This window comes from Celeribacter baekdonensis (assembly GCF_900102315.1).
Taxonomy (GTDB): Bacteria; Pseudomonadota; Alphaproteobacteria; order Rhodobacterales; family Rhodobacteraceae; genus Celeribacter; species Celeribacter baekdonensis.
Window position 1 is genome coordinate 110,229 of the sequence record NZ_FNBL01000008.1, and the last position, 20,867, is coordinate 131,095.

Consider the following 20,867-nt stretch of genomic DNA (forward strand, 5'->3'; position numbering starts at 1 on the left):
GGCCGGTTTTAGAGGCTGGTTTAGAGCGCGGCCGAACCTCAGGCCGACAGCCAGCCCTCAAGTTTGGTCTTATCCGGCAATCCGCCCGCATGGACCAGCGTGCCGTCAATCGCGATCCCCGGCGTCGACATGACCCCGGCCATGGCGATGGATTTCGGGTCGGTGACTTTCTCGACCTCGACCTCAAGACCCAGTTTGGCCGCCGCATCGCGGACCACATCAACAGTGGTTTCACAGCGTTTGCAGCCGGGACCATAGACTTTTACGGATGTCATCAGATGTCTCCTTTCAAAAGATCAGCTCAGAAGATCAGATTGAACAGGAACCCCACGGCCAAAATGCCGCTGCCGACGATGCCAATAAAGACGGCGATGAGGCGATAGGTCAGCACCTGTTTGAGAATGATCATTTCAGGCAATGAGAGCGCGATGACGCTCATCATAAAGGCCAGCACGGTGCCAAGGGCTGCACCTTTGCCCAACAAAGCCTCGACGATCGGGATCACCCCGGCGGCATTCGTATACATCGGAATGCCCATCAGCACGGCGGCAGGCACAGACCACCACGCCTCGGCGCCCATGATTTTCACCATGAAATCCTCGGGCACATAGCCATGGATCAGCGCGCCCATCGCGATGCCCAACAGAATCCACAGCCAGACCTTGCCAAAAATTTCCCGCACGGCTTCTATCCCCGCCCGGTAGCGTTCGATCATCGTCATGCCGTCGCCCTCGATCTGGGTCGGGGCGGACGCGCCGGAATGAATGTCGCGCACCCAGTCCTGCAACCAGCCTTCGAGGTGCAATTTTCCGATGACAAACCCGGCGATGATGGCGATGAGCAGCCCAAAGGCCAGATAGGTCGCCGCCACTTGCCAACCGACCAAGCCAAACAGCAGCACAAGCGCCACCTCATTGACCATCGGCGCGGCGATCAAAAAGGAAAAGGTGACGCCCAAGGGCACGCCTGCGGACACAAAGCCGATGAACAGTGGCACGGCAGAGCAGGAGCAAAACGGCGTCAAAATGCCAAGGCCCGCCGAAAAGATATTGCCCACGCCCTCGCGTTTGCCGGACAGCAGCGCGCGGGTTTTCTCTGGCGAGAAAAAGCTGCGCACCACCCCCATGACAAAGACGATGAGCGTCAAAAGCATCATCACTTTCGGCACATCATAAAGGAAAAACGCGATGGCTTCGCCGGTGTGGCTGTGGCGTTCCACCGGCAACAGGCCGGTGATCCACTCGGCCAGGGGCGCGAGTTGATGATAGAGCATCCACCACAGCGCGAGCGCGGCGACAACACCCAAATGCCACAGCCAATCCGGGCGTGACGGGTGCGACGGGTGTGTGAAATCTGTGCTCATGCGACGCTCCTTTGCGCGCTCTGCGCGGCATGGCACACCGCATCCAGAACCGCCCTGACCTCGGGCGACAGATCCGGGTTGACGCGATAGCGCACCCATTGCGCATCGCGTCGATCCAAAACCAGCCCCGCTTGTTTCAGCACCTGCATATGCCGCGACATCCGGCTTTGCGTCGCCCCGATCCCCCGCATCAATTCACAGACACAGTGCTCGCCGCCGTCCGACAAAAGGCGCATCGCCTCAAGGCGGGTGGGGTCAGCGAGGGCGGAGAGGATGGGCAGAATCATGAAGGTGCTCCTTTATGCGCATAGGCGCATATTCACCCCCCCCTCACCTTGATCTGGATCACATCAGGACATCCATGCCGAACATTCAGGACGGACATTCAGCACGGCCTCTTGAACGCATAAAAAACGCGCAGCCCCTAAGGGATGCGCGTTCATGGTCTCAGAGTGGATCAAGCGGATTAAAGCAGCCCCAAAACCCGGTTGCGTTGGGCGGTGTAAACGCTGTCCGAACGCCCCGTCCAACCCGAAATCTCGCCCATCGCGGATTCGTAAGCCGCGCGGGTTTCGGCGAAAATTTCGTCACCCATATACTGGTCCAACACCTCTTTCGAGGCCGCGCCATAGGCGTCCCAGACATCGTCGGAAAATTCCTTGATCTGGGTGCCGCCGCTGATCAACCGCCCCAGCGCCGGGCCGTTGTTGGCGATGAACAAGGCGTAGTCGAACTGGTGACATTCGGCGGCCGCGACATCAAGGATGCGCTGCTCGGCGGGGCTCAGGCTGTCGAACACCTCAAGATTGGTGTTGACCGACAGCGCGGAGCCCGGCTCATGAAAGCCCGCCGGATAGAAGAACTGACAGACCTCTTGCAGGCCAAGTTTTTCATCTGACCACGGCCCGACCCATTCGGTGCCGTCCAATGCGCCCGAGGAGAGCGCCTGGTAAATTTCGCCCGCCGCCATGACTTGAACCGAGGCACCGAGTTTGCCAACCACTTCGCCGCCCAAGCCCGGCATGCGGAATTTCAGACCCTGAAAATCGGCAACCGATTTGATTTCCTTGCGGAACCAACCGCCGCCTTGCGCGCCGGTTTGACCCGCGATCGAAGTGTGCAGGCCAAAGACATCGCCCAACTGTTGATGCAAATCCTTGCCGCCCATGCCGTAATACCAGCTCATCATTTCCGGCGCGGTCATGCCGAAGGGGGCCGTGGTGTAATAGGCCCAGGCCGGGTGCTGACCGGTGAAATAATAGTCTGCGGCGTGGTACATATCGGCCTGACCGGCGGTCACGGCGTCAAACACCTCAAGCCCGCCAACGAGTTCGCCCGCCGCGCGTGCGTCGATCACCAACGTGCCGCCCGACATGGTTTGCACGTTGTCGACAAAACGTTCGACCGCATCCCAGACACCCGCCAGACCACGCGGCCAAGCGCAGACCATGGTCAGGGTGCGCGGTGCCCCTTGGGCCAGAGCCGGAGCGGCCAGACCGGCGGCGGCAGCGGCAGACGCCCCGCCCAGTGCCGAGGTTTTCAAAAAAGAACGACGATCCATAGGTGTATCTCCATCAGGCGCGCGGAGGGAACGCCCCCGCGTCAAATCGCAGGCAACCTACAAAGGCAGATCGAAAGATTGAAGGGGGCGAAGCGCGACATTTCGCGCGAATGTTGCGCGGGAATGCAGAGGGGGGGATGGATTATTGCGGAGGGAGGGGAACAAGCCTGAAATCGCGAGAACTAGTTTGCACTTCCATCAACAGACTGACTTTCAGGTATTTCCTTCACCCAAAGCACTTCCTTGGTTTCAATTCTCTGCTCATTTTCGCCTATAGTCAGAACATTGAGGTATGCCTCATGGATCTTTGGCGTCCTAATTGCTAGCGCTACAGATCGCGCAGCTTCACGTACATTTCTACTTCCAACAAGACAAAGCACCTCTCGACCAAGCGGAGTTAGAACAACAGCCTCAAATTCAATTTTTTGCTCCGGCTCCCCATGCAAAAATATGATAATATTACCTTCTCTGATAGAAGCGTCTCCCTTATCATTGAATATCACAGTCTTTTGCAATCCTAGCCCGCTGGCCCCATGAATTAATCCACTAGCCTCAAGATGTATCAAATGGCTAATATCTTCGCCCTGTGCGGGATTGACGAGTTTTGCAGGTGCGTTGTCGCCAAATGACTTCTTGGCAAAGTTCTCAAAAGTCAGCGCATCGGCTTGCGAAAACTCGGAAAGAAAGCGCAAAGTTCTCGTTGAAAAACGCCCCGGCTGCCGAACTTCTCCGGACAGAACCCGCCCCCAAAGCCCTTGCAATCGTTCGCTTGATGCATCCTCAGCGTAGCGCTCAAAAATATTGAGCCAATCATCGTCTAGCTCAGTTAAATTGTCCGCGGAGACTTCTTTCTCAGAAGTTTCACGAGCATTTTTCCGCAAATCTTCAACCATCGCAGCTGCAACCGCTTCACGGTTTGACTGTTTACGGTATTCCTTCCTGATCAGCGTGTTCATGGCACGCTGCGCAATTTCAGGATTTGCCTCCACACCTGACACAACCGATTGAGCAATATAGGCTTCAACTAACTTGTAGGACTCCGTTTGAGCATCGATTTTCGCCTTTTTTTGATTAAGCCATGCAACAGGCACATCTACAGTCGCACCAACCAAACGGTCCAAAGCTTTGATAACACCCGGCGTCAAACCTTTTGGAATTGACACAAGAGCGTTAGCAATTTGCGCAGGTAAATTGGTTGGTTCGTGATCCAAATGTTTCTCCTCAAAAACAGCAGTATTACAGACATCAATTATGTTCTGATTGAAATATCATAGCAAGATACTGCTTTTTTAACTTAGCACATGACACAAAATAAGGGGCGCGGTTTTCACCGCACCCCCTTTCGATCCTAGGCCTGATACCCTAGAGGAACCGCTTACCCGATCAGCGCGCCGTCTTCGCGCCACACGGAAATCACCGAGGAGCGCGGTTTGCCAGCGCCGTCCGGCCAGGAGCCACCCGGGTGTTGGATGCCCACGAAAGCAACCTTTTTATCCGCAGACCAGCACAGGCCCGTGACCTCAGCCCCGTTCGGAGCGGTGAGGAAGCGGCCGATGTCGCCGGTTTCGGTGTTGCCAACCAGCATCTGGTTGTTGCCTTGGCCTTCGAACTCGCCTTCGTTGCTGTCATCGCCATCGGTCTGGATCCAGAGGTAGCCATCCGAGGAGAAGGCCATGCCGTCGGGCGAGTTGAACATATTGCCCGCCGTGACGTTTTTGGAACCGGCATAGACGTTGTCATAGACGCTCGGGTTGCCGGCCATGACATAGAGATCCCATGTGAACGCATCAGCGGCATGATCTTCGCCCGCTGGCATCCAGCGCACGATTTGACCAAAGTTGTTGCTCTCACGCGGGTTCGGGCCACCGACCGGGGTGTCGTCACCACCGGCGTTCGGTTTCACGCCACGGTTTTTGTTGTTGGTCAGGGCACAATAGGCCTCCACCTTGGACGGGTGCGCGGCGACCCATTCCGGGCGATCCATCGTGGTCGCGCCGACTTTGGAGCCAGCAATACGGGAGAAGACAAGGATGTCTTCGATCGACATGCCAGTGGTTTCCGGCGTCAAAGCCAACCATTCGCCCGACATATCGTCGTTGAATTTGGCGACATAGAGCGTGCCGTCAGAAAGCAGGCCCTCGGTGGAACCGCCCTCGGTGTACACGCCGTTGGAGACGAATTTATAGATGAATTCGCCACGCTCATCGTCGCCCATATAGACCACAACGCGACCATCGGCGGCCTGAACCATTTCGGCGTTTTCGTGTTTAAACCGGCCCAGAGCGGTGTGTTTGATCGGAGTGGACGCCGGATCAAGCGGGTTGATCTCGGTGATCCAGCCATGACGATGCGGCTCGTTCGACTCTTTCGAGAGATCATAGCGCGGATCGAATTTCTCGTAAGCGTAGCGGCCTTCGCCGCCGATGCCGTAGCGTTTGAACTCGTCGGTGACGTCATACTCACCAGTGGCGCCGAAATAACCGTTAAAATTCTCTTCGCAGGTCAGGTAAGTGCCCCAAAGCGTCTTGCCCGAGCCACAGTTGTTCATCGTGCCTTTGGGGGACATGCCCTCAGGATCGGCATTGGTTTTCACCAGATCGGAGCCCGCCGCCGGGCCGTCCATGGTCATTTGAGTTTCGTGGGTGATGCGCCGGTTGTAGGGGCTGTCCACAACGATCTCATAGCCGTTGCCCATGTCAGCCACTTCCATGACGGTCACGCCCTGCAAGTTTTTGAGCAACAGCACTTCGTCGGCATTTTGCGGCAGGCCCTTGGAGGCTTCCGGCAGGTTGATTTTCGAATTCACATATTCGGAATTGACCGCGATGATCTGTTTGTCGCCATCGGTGAACAATTCCATGCCATCGGTGTTTTCACCAAAGACGCGGTCGGATTTCGACACGTCAACGCCGGTCTCTGGGGAATAGGCATCTTGTGCATCGGAGAACAACGCATCGCCCCAACGTGCGAGCACTTTCCACTGATAGCCCTCGGGCACATGGATGTCGTGATCGGTCGCGATGTCGATCGGTTTAAAGGCAAAGCCCATGCCTTCGGCGCGTGCGGCGGTGGTGGAGGACAAAAGACCCGCCCCCATGGCCAAAGCGCCCGACCCAAAGGCCAGTGCACCGCCCAGGAACCCACGACGCGAAATGGCACGCTCGACCACGGCATCAAAGCCGTTGGCCTCAGGGCGCGGGTCACGCATCTCGTCAAATTCATCCCAAGAGAGATCGGTGAAATCCTGATTGTTCATTTTTGGCTCCAGTGCAGTCAATGTTGCTCTATCTGCGCAAACGTCTTGGGGCGTCAAAGACCCCCCGCGCTCGCGTCCTGACCACAGGTGCCGATCTTCGGCAACAGAGCGATGACAGACAGACGACAAAATGATGAAACCGCAGCTTGACCTTGCGGCAGATGCGCGCTGTGGCCGCACCAAACCGTGCAGCCGCCCCGCCTCGATTTCGCTCCTATTCAACACATTGCACATGGATTGTTCTTGCCGCACGGCGCGGCTTTCGGCAGACTTTGCCAAAGACGCAGGCAAGACACGGGATCAATGCCTCACAGGATCAACCTGCGGGCAACGGACCGTGACTTCGCAGGACTGGGAGGATCCGGCATGTTGGAAACGGCTCTTTTGGAGGACCGGCGCGGCGCGCCTTTGTTGCAAGATAAGTTGACCACAACCCGCGACTGGTCGGTGGTGAACGCGTTTTGCGCCAAGACCTATATGCCCTTGTCGACCCGCCCCCTCACCCGCGGTATGGACCCAAACGCCACCATCCGAAATCTCAAGATCGGGCGGATCACCTTTAGCCGCTTTTGCTTTGGCACGCCGACACGGGCCGACGATTTTGACCCAACCTCCGGCAATATCATCGTCGTCAACACGCTGCGCGGCTCGGTGCGTCATCCGCTCAATGGCAATGACGCCGTCGACACCCGCCCGGGTGACAGCTATGTCGTCGATTGCAGCCGCACGAGCTATTGGAACCTTGCCGATGGTAATGATTTACAGCTCAACCTGACCATCCCACATGCGCTGATGGAGGAAACCGCTGCGCGTTGGTACGACTTTGTGCCCGAAGATGATCTTTGGCAAAATCGCCTGATCTTTGGCGCCGGGCAATCGGCATGGTTGTCGCTTTTGGATTACGCCACCCGCACCCTTGACGCCAAACATGACGGCATTGCGGACGCATTTATCGAACGGCGCATCGAAGAAACCCTCTGTCTTGATCTGTTGCGCAATTGGGCGGACTGTGCCGGGCTCAATCTGGACACGGGTGCGCGCGCCGCCGCGCCGCATTATGTCCGCGAAGCCGAACGGTTGATGCAAGACACCGCCGCCCGCGCGCCGACCATTGGCGAGGTCGCAGCCCAGCTTGGCATCACCGCGCGCAGCCTGTCGGACGGGTTTCGCCGGTTTCGCGGCATCACCCCGCATGAGTTTCTCACCGCACAACGGCTGGATGGGTTGCGCGGGGCGCTACACCTGGCGCAGCCGGGCGAGACCGTGACCAGCATTGCCCGCGCGCGAGGCTACGTGAACCTTGGCGCGATGACGGCGCTCTATCGCAAGCGGTTCGGGGAAACCCCCGCCAACACGCTGCGCAATCGCCGCATCTGAGTCTGCGCTCCATCAGTGCCCCATCAGCGCAGCGTCCCTGTGGTGCACTGCCCCTGAGCCGCAGTGTCTGTACGGATTGGAGCGTTATACTATAACGAAACCTTCCTCCCAAACCACCCCGTTTCGGCAGTGCGGCATAGTCCGCTTCCGATTTCGAACCGGGATTTCCGCAATGGATCAGCCCACGGTATACTGCGGTCTACTCTTCGCTCTCAGTCCAGCTAGGCTCCTGTCCGACACGGGCCGCGCACAGGCGTTCGCTCGTCTCACGCAACGACAGTGTCGTAGACTTCTGGAGGAGAAACACAGATGAAAGCACTCGTATATCAAGGCCCAGGCGAGAAAGTTTGGACAGAAAAAGACAAACCCGGCATCGACAAACCCACCGACGTGATCGTCAAAGTGACCAAGACCACGATTTGCGGCACCGATTTGCACATTCTCAAAGGTGATGTGCCCGCCGTGACCCCCGGCCGCACCCTTGGCCACGAAGGTGTGGGCATTATTGAGGCGGTCGGCTCCGCCGTGCAGAATTTCAAACCCGGTGATGCCGTGCTGATCTCCTGCGTCACCTCCTGCGGCAAATGCGCCAATTGTAAGCGTCAGCTTTACGCCCATTGCTCGGATGGCGGTTGGATTCTTGGCCATAAGATCGACGGGACACAGGCCGAATATGTCCGCATCCCCCATGGCGACAATTCGCTCTACCCGATCCCAGAAGGTGCCGACGAAGAGGCGCTGGTGATGCTCTCTGACATCATGCCCACCGGCCTTGAGATTGGCGTGCAATACGGCAACGTCAAACCCGGCGATACCATCGCCATCATTGGCGCGGGACCTGTTGGCATGTCGGTTCTGTTGACCGCGCAATTCTATTCACCCGGTCGGATCATCATGGTCGACATGGACCCGGCGCGGTTGGAATTGGCCAAAGAATTCGGGGCCACCGACACCATCCATGTCGGCAGCGAAGACCCGATTGCAAAGATCATGGAAATGACCGGCGGTCTTGGCGTCGATGTCGCCATCGAGGCCGTGGGCGTGCCTGCAACCTTTGATATTTGCCAAAAAATCGTCTCCGCCGGCGGCAACATCGCCAATGTCGGCGTGCATGGCACCTCGGTCGAGCTGCATATCGAAGATCTCTGGATCAAGAACATCAACATTTCGATGGGTCTGGTCAGCACCAACACCACGCCGATGTTGTTGAAAACGCTGGGCACCGGCAAGGTCAATCCGGGCCGGTTGGTGACGCACCGGTTCAAACTGGATGAGATCATTGAGGCCTATGAGGTCTTTGGCAACGCGGCGCGCGAAAAGGCGATGAAAATCATCCTCACCGCTTGATCTATCTTGTTGATCTGTCGTGAAACCGCCCCCGCCGGGACTGAGACGTTTCGGCGGGGTGCAACAGCGGCGGCGCATCGCCTGCCCACCTTGCCAGCCCCCAAAGCCCCCGGTTAAGATTGCGGTGATTTTACCCAAGAGGCTTTACCCATGCCGATATTCGCCGCTGTCCTGCCTTCCCTGCCGTTTTCCCTGCGTGCGCTGTCGCACACGCTGTCGCACAGCCTTGCGTTTGGCGCGGCCCTTTGGGCCATGGCCCCCGCCCCCGCCAGCGCCGATCAGATTTTGGATTTCAGCACCTTGGACGAGATCGAGTCGTTGCTCAAAGGCTTTGGCTCGGTCGAACGCGACACCGATCGCGAAGGCATCGCAATGTTTCGCGGTCGGATCGATGGCAAAAAATACAGCCTCTATTTCTACGATTGCGACGGCACAACCGATTGTAAAAGCGCCACGTTTTCCGCCTTTTTCGACGGCGATGACTACATCACCGACCTCTCCGAAGTGAACGATTTCAATTATGATTTCCGCTTTGGCAAAGCCTCGGTCGATATGGACGGCGATTTGGTGTTCGATTTTTCCTTTAGCCTGATGGGCGGGATGCCACGCAAAACCCTTGATGACACGATTGATTGGTGGCGGGAGATTTTGAACGATGGCGAGGCCTATTTTGACCCCGACACCCATGACGACTTTAAGGCCGCACCGCCACCAGAGCCCGACACTTTGTCCCATGATTTGTGAGCATGATTTCGCAATTCCCGCCTGAACCCGCAAAAGTCGCAACTTTATTTCAACACACCGTCGATCTACGACACTTTGTTTAATCAATATGCCGATTTTATGGTTGACGCCCTGCGTCCACGACCATAATGTTCGCTGCACAGCAATAAAGGACCCCTGAAAGGATCCACGCCATGAACGGCATTCTTGTAGTAGTAGGACAACAGCGCATGGGCCGGTGACGGTTGACCATATAGGTTCCCATGCGCCCCCGCCAAAACGGGGGCTTTTTTATTGCCTAAAACAGATTGATTTGTGAGACGGAGAGTAAGATGACACGTCAAATGACCGGAGCGGAGATGGTGGTTCAGGCCCTGAAGGATCAGGGTGTGGACACGATATTTGGCTACCCGGGGGGCGCGGTCCTACCCGTCTACGATGCGATTTTTCAGCAAAACGACATCAAACACATCCTTGTGCGCCATGAACAGGCCGCGATCCACGCCGCCGAAGGCTATGCCCGCTCGACCGGCAAACCCGGCGTCGCCTTGGTGACCTCTGGCCCCGGCGCGACCAATGCGGTCACCGGGCTGACCGACGCGCTCTTGGACAGCATCCCCCTCGTCGTGTTCTCCGGTCAGGTTCCGACCTTTATGATCGGCACCGACGGGTTCCAGGAGGCCGACACCATCGGCATCACCCGGCCCTGTACCAAACACAACTGGTTGGTCAAAGACACCGACAAGCTGGCCGAAACCATCCATCAGGCGTTCCACGTCGCCACATCGGGCCGTCCGGGTCCGGTGTTGATCGACTTGCCGAAAGATGTTCAGTTCGCTGACGGCACCTATGTCGGCCCGGCAAAAGCCAAGGTCAGCCATTACCAGCCCAAGGTGAAAGCCTCGATCGAGGACATCAACAACATCGTCCAAATGCTTGAAAAAGCAGAGAGACCGATCTTTTACACCGGCGGCGGCGTGATCAATTCCGGCCCGGCCGCCTCGCAACTGTTGCGCGAATTGGTCGAGGCCACGGGCTTTCCGATCACCTCCACACTCATGGGTCTGGGCGCCTACCCGGCCTCTGGCAAAAACTGGCTGGGGATGCTTGGGATGCATGGTCTCTATGAGGCCAATATGGCGATGCATGGCTGTGATCTGATGATCAACATCGGCGCGCGGTTTGACGACCGGATCACCGGGCGGATTCAGGATTTCTCCCCGAATTCCAAAAAGATCCACATCGACATTGATCCCTCTTCGATCAACAAGGTCATCCGCGTGGACCTGCCGGTCCTGGGCGATGTTGGGCATGTCTTGGAAGATGTGCTCAAGGTCTGGAAATCGCGCGGACGTAAGACCGCGATCACCAAGGCGTGGTGGGAGCAGATCGACACATGGCGTGAAGTGCGCTGTCTGAGCTACAAGAACTCCGACACGGTGATCAAACCGCAATATGCCCTCCAGCGCCTTGAAGCGCTGACCAAGGACATGGACCGCTATATCACCACGGAAGTCGGCCAACACCAAATGTGGGCGGCGCAGTTTTTGGGCTTTGAAGATCCGAACCGCTGGATGACCTCGGGCGGCCTGGGCACCATGGGCTACGGTTTCCCCGCCTCCATTGGCGTGCAATTGGCGCATCCTGAGAGCCTTGTGATCAACGTCGCGGGTGAAGCGTCGTGGTTGATGAACATGCAGGAAATGGGCACGGCGATGCAATACCGCGCGCCCGTCAAACAGTTCATCCTCAACAACGAACGCCTTGGCATGGTGCGCCAGTGGCAGCAATTGCTGCACGGCGAACGCTATAGCTCGTCCTGGTCCGAAAGCCTGCCCGATTTCGTGAAATTGGCCGAAGCCTTTGGTGCCAAAGGCATCCGCTGTTCCGACCCGAAAGATCTCGATGACGCGATCATGGAGATGCTGAACTACGATGGCCCGGTGATCTTTGATTGCCTCGTTGAGAAACACGAAAACTGTTTCCCGATGATCCCGTCAGGCAAGGCCCATAACGAAATGCTGATGGGCGAGGCCTCGACCGAAGGCGCGATCATGTCCGACGGCGCGGTTTTGGTGTAACCCGATGAAACGGCTGATGAAAACACTGCGCACGGCCCTCGCCCTTTTGGTGGCGACATGGGGTCTTGCGGGGTGCCTGTCGGGCGAGGCCACCGAGGTCTCGCAAGACGGGTTCACATTTGCCGTTGAGGTCACGGGCGACACTGCCGTGGCCAGAAATTATCACACGGGGCGGCTTAATTTTGCCAAGCTCGAAGAAGCCGCCCGTGCCGCCATTGAAACCGCCTCCGGCTGTGCCGTGCGCACGTTGGTGAAACGCGGTGAGATCAACACATTCGATGCCACGCTCAATTGCGCGGGCTAAGGGAGAGAACACATGTCTGCTCTACGCATCCAACAAGGCTCCACCAGCCATTCCGCCTATGACCTTCGCGACTACCACGCCGAGGTGATTGAAAAACACACGCTGGCCGTTTTGGTCGACAACGAAGCGGGCGTTTTAGCCCGCGTGGTCGGGTTGTTTTCGGGTCGGGGTTATAACATCGAAAGCCTGACCGTAGCTGAGGTCGATCACGCGGGGCACCTGTCGCGGATCACCATTGTCACCACTGGCACCCGCGATGTGATCGAACAAATCAAAGCGCAGGTCGGGCGCATTGTCCCGGTTCATGATGTGCATGACCTGACCGTCGAAGGCCCGTCGATCGAACGCGAATTGGCACTGTTTAAGGTGCATGGCACTGGCGAAAAGCGCATCGAAGCGCTGCGTCTGGCCGAAATTTTCCGCGCCAATGTGGTCGATAGCACCTTGGAGAGCTTTGTCTTTGAAATGACCGGCACGTCCGAGAAAATCGACGCTTTTGCCGATCTGATGCGCCCGCTGGGCCTGATCGAGACCGCGCGCACGGGTGTGGCGGCTTTGGGTCGGGGCGGCAAAGACTAAAACGTTTTGGGTTAACCCCGCATGTGACATCTGACAGAGCGCCCTTGGGCGCTCTTTTCGCGCCTACCTCATTGGCGCATGTTTGTCGAAATATCCCCGCACCAAAGCCGGATACCCCCCGCGCGGATGAATGCCAATGTCATGTCGCCGCCGGATCATCACCGCCAAACTTGGTTCAAGACGTTCCAACAGCAATGGCGAAGGCGCGCGCACGTCTTGGGTTGAAATGGCGCTGCCGAACAGGAACCTCGGATTGCCAAGATAATTTGGTTCAAACCCGCCGAGGTTCATCAAGGGCACGCGGTCCATCGCCGAAATAAAAGAAAACCCAAGCATTTGGCGAAACACGATCCCGCGATAGCGGCGCATCGACATCGCTTTGCCAAAGCCCACCCTTTCGCTGGCGACACGCGACATAAAGCCCGAGATTTGCATCACGCCCACCTCATCGCGTTTGAGCGTGAACAAATGGCAACTTAGCGCGCAGGCGTCAAAATAGGACACCCGATAATGCAGGTAGGGCCCGTCTGGCAGTTCCGCCGGCGAGATCCCCACCTCGCTCAATCCGCCCAAAAACCCCGCGAGTTCGCGCACCGCAGCCCCTTTTTGAGCTTGCGATTTGATGCTGTCCAAAGGCTCCAACAAAATCCGCGCATCCACATCAAAATACTGACAGATGCGATATAACACATCCGGGCGCGGGAACGCTTCGGCTTTGAGATAGCGATTGTATTGCGTACGATTGATGCCAAGGTCGCGGCACAGCTGTGAGACGGAGGTGGCACCTTCCGACAGACGCGTTAAATTCTCTCCGAAAACACGCCTCAGCTGTGCAGGAGATACATCCTGTTTCACGTCATGCCCCCCTCAGATTGCATTCTGTTGAAAAACAAAGCTGCGCGCTTCTCGGGGCATGGCGAAGACGTTGTATCACATGAAAACCCGCCCTGATGACACAGAGTATGCGCAAAAATAGGGTTGGTTGATACAGTTTTGTGTAAAATCTTAGGATAGGCTGTCCGCTTGACGCCAAACAGCGTCAGAATGATCATATCATGACACATAAATCCGAATGTTATACGCCTTCTGCTCATGATACGAGTATATGCTCAATGGATGACATGAATTTAAAAGGTTTCAATTATGGACGGAATCGTTCTTTGGTCCGATCCTGACACACATAAGGCCGTTATTTGGTGTAGTGATCACGGCGATCTCGCCTATGCTTGTGGATTGGACATTCTGGTTGGTGGGTTCTCGATGCCTGAAACAGGAACGATGGTTTCAATCAAGGCACGCTATGAAAACGGCATTCGCATTTGTTATCATCTGATGCCCATCCAACGCTTTGCTGCCCCGGAAATTGCAAATCATTTGCGAGAGTTGGCCGAAGACGTCACAGCCGCATAAAATCTGGCCAAACAGGGTCGTCCACGACGCTTCACAGGCTTCATTCTGGGCCATCACCGCCGCGCCAAGTCCCGCGCGCCAAATCCCGCGCACCAAATCCCGCGCGCGTCCTCTCTCGCATACCGCAGCGTTGAACGAGTGCCGCAGTTGGGTGAGGCACGCAGGCTGGACAAGGGAGCGCCGCCTCAATAAATACAAAGAGAGTGCTGTCACAATGAACTGCCGAGGAAGGCCCTTGCCCCGTTATGAGCAACCCTATCTTTCAGCTTCTCGAACAGCGTAACTCCTGCCGCGCCTTCCTGCCGGATGCGGTGCCTTTGGCCGACCTGCGGGACATACTCTGCGCCGCGCGACGCGCGCCAAGTGGCGCGAACCTACAGCCCGGCGGGTTCCATGTCTTGACCGGCGCGCCGCTTGATCGGCTGCGCGAGGCACTTGCCTCTGTTGCGCAAAGTCCGCCCGAGCCCTCCGAATACAGTTATTTCCCAAATCCGTTGCCGCCTCATCTGCGCGCGCGGCAAACCAGAGCCGGGTATGCGCTTTACCATGCCTTGGGGATCGAACGGCGTGACATCGCCGGACGGCAGGCGCAATTTGCCAAGAATTACCGTTTCTTCGATGCCCCCGTCGGCATCGTCGTGACCATCGAGCGCACGATGGGCGCGGGCTGTTTTATGGATCTGGGCATGGCGTTGATGGCCTTGATGCTACACGCGCACAGCATGGGCTATGGCACCTGCGGCATCGGGGCGCTGGCCAATCACGGACGGTTGACGCATCAGACGCTCGGTCTGGCGCAGGACGACATCGTGGTGTGCGGGATCGCTCTTGGCCGACCGGACGGGCAGGCCGCGGTCAATGCTCTCAGGACAGAGCGCGCGCCGATTGAGGACTACGCGACGTTCCATGGTTTCGAGAAAGATCACCCCGATGAGCGCGACTGAGGTCTATCTGGGAGACAGGCGGCTTCGGGGCGACACCGGGGCCGATACTGGGGCCAACACAGGGGCCGATACCGGGGCCAACACTGGGGTCGATACCGAAGGCGAAGAGGCCGCAGCCCTGCGGCGCTTGTTGACATGTCTCAACTCCGGCCAAGCCTTTCGCGTGCACCCTCGCGCCCCCTTCGTTCTGGAAATCGCAGGCCGGGAGACCATCGAATGCTGCACATCGGGAAGCTCGGGACAGCCAAAGGTCATACGGCGCAGCCGAAGCTCATGGACCGCAAGTTTCGCCGTCAACCGCAAGCTGTTCGCCCTCGCCCCCTCCGATCGGGCGGCGGTTTTTGGGGCCTTGAGCCATTCCCTGACGCTCTACGGCATCGCGGAATCCCATCACTGCGGGCTTGGTCTTCACCTGCTGCACGGGCTGCGGCCCAAAGCGCAGATCGAACAGCTGAACCGTCACCAGATCAGCGTGATCTATGCGACGCCGACGCACCTGCGGATGCTGAGCGGTCCCCCCGTCCCCTCGGTGCGTGTCGTGCTGTGCGGTGGCGGGCGGCTTGATGAGGCGACCCGAGCGCATGTCGCGCAGATGTTCCCCCGCGCGGAGCTTCGCGCATTCTATGGCGCCTCCGAGACAAGTTTCGTGACGCTGACCGACGCCCAGACGCCCCCCGGTTCGGTCGGCCGCGCCTATCCCGGCGTGACGCTGGACATCCGCGCGGCGCAGGACGGTGTGGGCGAGGTTTGGGTGCAAAGCCCCTATCTGTTCGATCATTACGTCGACGGTGAAAGTGCCGCGACGCGACGAGATGAAGCGGGTATGACAGTCGGAGAGATCGGACGCCTCGACGAGAACGGCTATCTTTTCCTGATGGGGCGGCGTGATCGGATGGTCACAATCGCGGACCGAAATGTTCACCCCGAGGCGCTTGAAACGCTCTTGGCCACACTTTTGCCCGACCGCCTGTCGACCGTGACCACATGGCCCGACGCGCGACGCGGGCATGTGCTGGTCGCCTATATCGAAACCGGGGCCACGGCTCCCCCCGATGACGCATGGCTGCGCCAGGAAATCACCAAGGCCCTCGGTGCGACCATGGTGCCACGCAAGATCATCCTGACCGCCCACTTTCCCCTGTTGGCCTCGGGAAAACCGGATCTCGCAGGCTTGACGCAGGCTCCCCCATGGCCTTGATCATCGCAGCCCGCCGCACCGCAGTCGTGCCCCGTGGCGGGGCATTTTCAACCTTGCACCCGCATGAACTCGCCGCACCTGTCATTGATGCCATGTTGCGCGATACCGGCCTGAAACCCGGCGACATCGGGCAAATCTTTCTGTCGAACGCTCTGGGCGGCGGCGGTAATCCCGCCCGTATGGCCGCGTTGTTTTCCGGCCTTGGGCATGTGTCGGGCATCAGCATCGACGCCCAATGTGCAGGGGGGCTTGATGCGATCGCGATGGCGGCGGCTTGGGTCGATGCGGGGTTTGCCCGTGCGGTCATCGCAGGAGGAAGCGAAAGCTTTTCGCAGCGTCCCCTGCGCGCAACGCAATCCGGTCAGGACGGCGCGCCGAGATTTTACACCCGCCCCCCGTTCAGCCCATTTCCCGAACAGGACCCGGACCTGACCGTTGCTGCGGACCATCTTGCGCGCGATTTGGGCATTGCGCGGCAAGAGCAGGATGATTTTGCCATCGAAAGCCATCGCAAGGCCACGGCGGCACAGGATGTTCTGAGGGCCGAAATCGTTTCGATCCGAGGCGTGGACAGGGACGCCTTCACACGCAGATTGACCATGAAAACCGCCAGTCGCTCCAAAGCCTTAGCGGGTTCGGTCAGCGCCGCCGCAACGGCGGTGGAGGCGGATGGGGCGGCCTTTTGCCTTGTCGTGGCCGATGATATGGGGGCTCTCGCGGATCATGCGGTGTCCATCCGCGCCCATGCCAGCGTCGGCGCGGATTCGGCATTGCCCGGAATGGCCCCCGTCTCAGCCATCAAACGCGTGCTTGCGGCATCCGCTCTCACGCCAGATGATCTGGGGACCATCGAAGTGATGGAGGCCTATGCCGCGCAGGCCATCGCATGCATCAGACTGGGCGATCTGCCCGAAGACAGAACCAACATCTCAGGTGGCGCTCTGGCGCGCGGTCATCCGATTGGAGCCTCCGGTGCCATCTTGGTCTGCCGCGCCTTCCACGAGCTGACGCGACGCCCCGGCCCCGCCCTGTGCACCATCGCCGCTGCGGGTGGGATCGGCTCTGCACTGGTCTTGGATGCGTCCGTGTAACGCCCGCCGCCTTCACCCCGCCGCCCTCACCCCTCTGCCGTCATCGCGAACAGTGCTCACTCAGACGGACAAGAAGACTGGCAAGAAGACTGGCAAGCTGCGCATGGTTCCGTTTTGTTGGGCCACGGCAAGTTGGCAGCACGGTCTGGTCTCTGGGCGTCGAGCTTGAAGCTGCTCTTGCGGTCTCAGAGGCCATTGAAATCTAAAGATCCAACCCCAACCCGGGGTGAATTTCGCATTTTCTGAACCAGAAAAGCACCCTGTCTCCCTCATACCAAGCGCCAAAAGGACAAACACGTCCGTGAATTTTGCAAAACTTCGAAAAGCAAGGTAGACAAAGTCGTTGCCTGAGGCCACCAATTCAATCGCACAGGAAACCTGAGTGACAGCACCGAATTTGTGCATCTGTCATTTGCGAAACGCGTGGGGAAGAGCTTTGAACACCCAATTGAAAGATTTTCCGATCATTCAAGCCTTCAAACACATGCAGGTCGCGCTTATGATTTTAGGATCAGAAGGTCAAATATTGCATAGCAATCACAAGACCAATCGCTTGTTTGGCTATGACGAAGGCGAGTTGATAGCACGCAACATATGTGATGTTTTAAACGTTGAATCCTTGGCTGAGTTGAATGCTTTCATCGAACCTCCTGCCGTGGATACCCTCATTAAAAAAATAGCGGGACGCCATAAAAACGGGGATCTGCTCACTCTCTCGGTCCATGTCACGATATGGATTGATGCCGACCATGGCCCACAACATGCACTGGTTTTAAGAGACATTTCAAACGAGTTGAAAACCGCGAGTTTGGTCAGAGACGAGTTGAAACGGGCGAACAATGCCATAGTTGGCGCTCATATTGGCGTTTTTGAATACAACCCCGTTGATGACACCGTGATTGTGTCGGATATCTGGCGAGAGTTGCTGGAGTTGACCCCCACGGACGAGGTGGACGTTCAGGTGGAATGGCGCGAGCGCGTGCATCCTGACGACCTTGACGCCGCACTGGAGCCAATCCGACTTTGTCTTGAAAACACACGCGAACGCGCCCGTTGCGAATATCGATTACGGTCGCGGGATGGAACGCAATGGGGCTGGATGCGCACCGATATCGCGGTGTCGCAACGGGATGAGGCAGGTCAGCCTATTCGTTTGAGTGGCGCAATGATGGATATCTCCGACATAAAGGCCACTGAAAACGCACTGCGCGCGAGTGTCGAACAGTTCAGAGCCTCTTTCGAAAGTCCGGTCATTGGGAAAATCATTGTCGGTTTAGACGGTCATTTACAACGTGTGAATGCGGCTGTGAGTAATCTTCTGGGGTATTCCAGCGAGGAGATTCTGACTTTCGATTTTCAAACATTGACGCATCCTGATGATCAGGGTGATGAAATTCGTCTATTTAACCAATTGAAATCCGGTGAAATTTCGCATTACGAGATCGAAAAGCGCTGCATTCGGGCGAACGGGTCCATCATGTGGGCGCTTGTAACCGTGAATATGCTTAAAGATGCTGATGGATGCCCGGAATATTTCATATGCCAAATAATAGATATCACCGAAAAACGGCGTCTCAACGAGCTTAAAAGTGCGTTTGTGTCCACCGTCAGTCATGAGTTGAGAACGCCGCTGACATCGGTTCTTGGTTCTTTGATGCTGCTGTCCGCCCTGAACGACGAACCCCTGTCGGATGAGGCTCAGCGTTTGTTGTTCATTGCGCAAAGAAACGGGGAGCGCCTGCGCGGTTTGGTCAACAACATTCTGGATTTCGAAAAGTTTTCGGCCAATAAGATGCAGTTCTCCTTATCGCGAAAGCAGCTTGTCTTGCTTGTCGAGGAGGCCGTGATGGCAAATTTAGCCGCTGCAGATATATCTGATGTGCGTTGCAACGTCATCTGCCCGGATCGGACGGCAAGCGGTTTTGTTGATCCTAAACGATTTGAACAGGTGATGGCCAACCTCCTGTCTAACGCCACAAAATTTGCCCCCAAAGGGAGTTCAATCGACATTTCGATTATTGCACAAAGCGAAGCCGTGCGTATTTCCGTCAGCAACAAAGGTGAAGGCATTCCTGTGTCCATGCAGGCTCAAATGTTCGAGCCCTTTTTCCAAGCCTCTCCCGGAACGACCCACCCCAAGGGTGGGACTGGTCTGGGTCTCAGCATCACCAAACAAATTGTTGAGCAGACAGGGGGGGAAATCGGCTTTGAAAGCATTCCAAATGAGACAACCACATTTTGGTTTACAGTTCCGATAGAAGACCCAGGCGGGAGTTCAGCCCACTGATCTGTTTCGGGTCACTTTGGAACACCGTAGGTTGAGTGAATATTTATCGGCCTCGGCCCGTTCTTTTTCTCCTCAACTCGGGCCTCGGCACGCGCAATGGCGCGTGCAAAAGTCTCTTGGATCAAAAGCGCCACACTGGTGTTGGGTTGCAGCGGGTTTCCGGCGGACACTTCGATATCCAGAGGATCACCATTGTCGTATTCGGAGTTCTTTTCGTCGAGAATGGTCTGAATGTTGGCTTCCACCTCTTCAGAGCTTTCAAAGCGTGGCCCGTTGGAGACAACAATGTAAGCACCGTGGCCGACATAGGACATCAGATAGCTGGTTGTGCCCAACGCGTTGGAAATCGCATCTATCACCTCCGTGAGTGCATATGAGAACTCCGCCACTGAGGCGCGGGCATGGATGGCTTCGATCTGGTGTATTTTGACAGCAAAGATATGTGAGCCCCCAAGGCCCGCTCTCGAAAGCTGTTTCAGGTAATTTTCCAAGGCTCTTTCATCGACAAGGTTTTTGATACCCTCAATCATCACGGCTTCGGAAAGAGGGGATGGGGTGCCGGATCCAACAGAGGGGGACTGCGGCAAACTCTCGCCACTCGTGTGCAGGTTACTTTTCCGGGCGACCATGAGTTCCTTTGCCAGTCGCAAACGCGTCCGCAATTCAACTATGTCGAACGGTTTGCTGGCATAATCTGTGGCCCCAGCTTCAAAGGCACGATCAATGTATTCCCGCTCTTTCATCGCAGTCAGCATGACTATTGGCGTCTTGCGATAGGACGGGATTGCACGGACATGGGTGCAAAGTTCGATACCATCCATCTCAGGCATATTGATATCCAGAAGGAGACATTCGAATGGTATCTCACTGTTTTTCAAAAGATCCAACGCAGCGGCCCCGGAGGGGGCCGTCGACACTTTGGAAAACCCCGCCTTTAGCGCAATCATTGGAAGAAGTTCAAGTATGTACGGGTCGTCGTCGACAGCTAGAATTCGCATGTATGCCTCTATAGTAGAAATGTGACAACCGTCGTTAACTCATACAGCCTTTAGGAAGATGCAGAACAACCCGGTCAAACCATTAGGGTACACCCAAATAAAATGCAACCAAATGCGATGACAATCAATAACCCACAGATTTTTCGGTCATCATGATTTAAATCATCTTGAATACAAAATCAGCTTAAATACACAGCCCAACGTGATGTCTGCCTGTGCTGAGGCACCTGCCATTGATATTGGCAATGCATGAAATCTGTTGCAAATGGTGTCTTCAATGCTCGGCGTATTGAGCAAAGTTTGGCGCAGTACTGGGGTGTTGAACAGGCTCCATCGGTCCGACTAAAG

19 protein-coding genes are annotated in these 20,867 nt (G+C 56.9%); 11 read left to right on the forward strand and 8 right to left on the reverse strand.

Annotated elements, in window-relative coordinates; all coding sequences use genetic code 11:
* Window positions 1-38 precede the first annotated feature (38 nt).
* From BLT54_RS14105 to BLT54_RS14130, 6 genes are all read right to left on the reverse strand, one after another.
* Window positions 39-275, reverse strand: a complete 237-nt coding sequence (locus BLT54_RS14105; RefSeq protein WP_074645945.1) for a thioredoxin family protein — start codon at window positions 273-275, stop codon at window positions 39-41.
* Window positions 276-301: 26 nt separating this feature from the next.
* Window positions 302-1,363 carry a permease gene (locus BLT54_RS14110; protein WP_074645946.1) on the reverse strand — a complete coding sequence of 354 codons (1,062 nt, stop codon included), beginning with the start codon at window positions 1,361-1,363 and terminating at the stop codon, window positions 302-304.
* Window positions 1,360-1,650 (reverse strand): ArsR/SmtB family transcription factor, encoded by a 291-nt coding sequence (locus BLT54_RS14115; RefSeq protein ID WP_074645947.1) that lies wholly within the window; start codon window positions 1,648-1,650, stop codon window positions 1,360-1,362. The genes BLT54_RS14110 and BLT54_RS14115 overlap by 4 nt, the downstream gene beginning before the upstream one ends.
* Before the next feature lie 179 nt (window positions 1,651-1,829).
* Window positions 1,830-2,924, reverse strand: coding sequence for a TRAP transporter substrate-binding protein (locus BLT54_RS14120; protein ID WP_074645948.1), 1,095 nt, complete (start codon window positions 2,922-2,924; stop codon window positions 1,830-1,832).
* Between the two features lie 182 nt (window positions 2,925-3,106).
* Window positions 3,107-4,135 carry a DUF2806 domain-containing protein gene (locus BLT54_RS14125; protein ID WP_074645949.1) on the reverse strand — a complete coding sequence of 343 codons (1,029 nt, stop codon included), beginning with the start codon at window positions 4,133-4,135 and terminating at the stop codon, window positions 3,107-3,109.
* Between the two features lie 164 nt (window positions 4,136-4,299).
* Entirely contained in the window at window positions 4,300-6,180 is a 1,881-nt protein-coding gene (locus tag BLT54_RS14130; RefSeq protein WP_074645950.1) for a PhoX family protein, read from the reverse strand.
* A 366-nt stretch (window positions 6,181-6,546) separates the two neighbouring features.
* Between BLT54_RS14130 and BLT54_RS14135 the strand changes: the two genes are divergently transcribed.
* The 6 genes from BLT54_RS14135 (at window position 6,547) to ilvN (ending at window position 12,591) form a co-directional block, all read left to right on the forward strand.
* Window positions 6,547-7,557: an AraC family transcriptional regulator gene (locus BLT54_RS14135; protein WP_074645951.1), complete on the forward strand. Its 1,011-nt coding sequence runs from the start codon at window positions 6,547-6,549 to the stop codon at window positions 7,555-7,557.
* A gap of 309 nt (window positions 7,558-7,866) precedes the next feature.
* Complete coding sequence (locus BLT54_RS14140) at window positions 7,867-8,904, forward strand: zinc-dependent alcohol dehydrogenase family protein (RefSeq protein WP_074645952.1); 1,038 nt, start codon at window positions 7,867-7,869, stop codon at window positions 8,902-8,904.
* A 150-nt stretch (window positions 8,905-9,054) separates the two neighbouring features.
* A complete protein-coding gene (locus tag BLT54_RS14145; RefSeq protein WP_074645953.1) occupies window positions 9,055-9,648 on the forward strand; it encodes a YbjN domain-containing protein in 594 nt (197 codons plus the stop codon).
* Between the two features lie 311 nt (window positions 9,649-9,959).
* Complete coding sequence (locus tag BLT54_RS14150; RefSeq protein ID WP_074645954.1) at window positions 9,960-11,708, forward strand: acetolactate synthase 3 large subunit; 1,749 nt, start codon at window positions 9,960-9,962, stop codon at window positions 11,706-11,708.
* A 16-nt stretch (window positions 11,709-11,724) separates the two neighbouring features.
* Window positions 11,725-12,012 carry a hypothetical protein gene (locus BLT54_RS14155; protein ID WP_074645955.1) on the forward strand — a complete coding sequence of 96 codons (288 nt, stop codon included), beginning with the start codon at window positions 11,725-11,727 and terminating at the stop codon, window positions 12,010-12,012.
* 12 nt (window positions 12,013-12,024) lie between these two features.
* A complete protein-coding gene (gene ilvN / locus BLT54_RS14160; protein ID WP_009571613.1) occupies window positions 12,025-12,591 on the forward strand; it encodes an acetolactate synthase small subunit in 567 nt (188 codons plus the stop codon).
* A gap of 63 nt (window positions 12,592-12,654) precedes the next feature.
* On the opposite strand, the gene BLT54_RS22200 is transcribed toward ilvN, so the two are convergent.
* Window positions 12,655-13,446, reverse strand: a complete 792-nt coding sequence (locus tag BLT54_RS22200; protein WP_143026823.1) for a helix-turn-helix domain-containing protein — start codon at window positions 13,444-13,446, stop codon at window positions 12,655-12,657.
* 288 nt (window positions 13,447-13,734) lie between these two features.
* On the opposite strand from BLT54_RS22200, the gene BLT54_RS14170 reads away from it, so the two are divergent.
* The 5 genes from BLT54_RS14170 (at window position 13,735) to BLT54_RS14195 (ending at window position 19,521) form a co-directional block, all read left to right on the forward strand.
* On the forward strand, window positions 13,735-14,001 hold the full coding sequence (locus BLT54_RS14170; RefSeq protein WP_074645956.1) for a hypothetical protein: 267 nt from the start codon (window positions 13,735-13,737) through the stop codon (window positions 13,999-14,001).
* A 245-nt stretch (window positions 14,002-14,246) separates the two neighbouring features.
* Window positions 14,247-14,945: a nitroreductase gene (locus BLT54_RS14175; RefSeq protein WP_074645957.1), complete on the forward strand. Its 699-nt coding sequence runs from the start codon at window positions 14,247-14,249 to the stop codon at window positions 14,943-14,945.
* On the forward strand, window positions 14,932-16,143 hold the full coding sequence (locus tag BLT54_RS14180) for an AMP-binding protein (RefSeq protein WP_176832890.1): 1,212 nt from the start codon (window positions 14,932-14,934) through the stop codon (window positions 16,141-16,143). Before BLT54_RS14175 ends, BLT54_RS14180 begins: the two co-directional genes overlap by 14 nt.
* Complete coding sequence (locus BLT54_RS14185; RefSeq protein WP_074645958.1) at window positions 16,134-17,234, forward strand: thiolase family protein; 1,101 nt, start codon at window positions 16,134-16,136, stop codon at window positions 17,232-17,234. Before BLT54_RS14180 ends, BLT54_RS14185 begins: the two co-directional genes overlap by 10 nt.
* A gap of 436 nt (window positions 17,235-17,670) precedes the next feature.
* The gene (locus tag BLT54_RS14195) at window positions 17,671-19,521 is read left to right on the forward strand and encodes a sensor histidine kinase (protein WP_074645960.1); all 1,851 of its coding nucleotides are present in this window, start codon (window positions 17,671-17,673) and stop codon (window positions 19,519-19,521) included.
* An 11-nt stretch (window positions 19,522-19,532) separates the two neighbouring features.
* Here BLT54_RS14195 and BLT54_RS14200 read toward each other — a convergent pair whose 3' ends face one another.
* Window positions 19,533-20,519 (reverse strand): response regulator, encoded by a 987-nt coding sequence (locus BLT54_RS14200; protein WP_074645961.1) that lies wholly within the window; start codon window positions 20,517-20,519, stop codon window positions 19,533-19,535.
* Window positions 20,520-20,867: the final 348 nt, after the last annotated feature.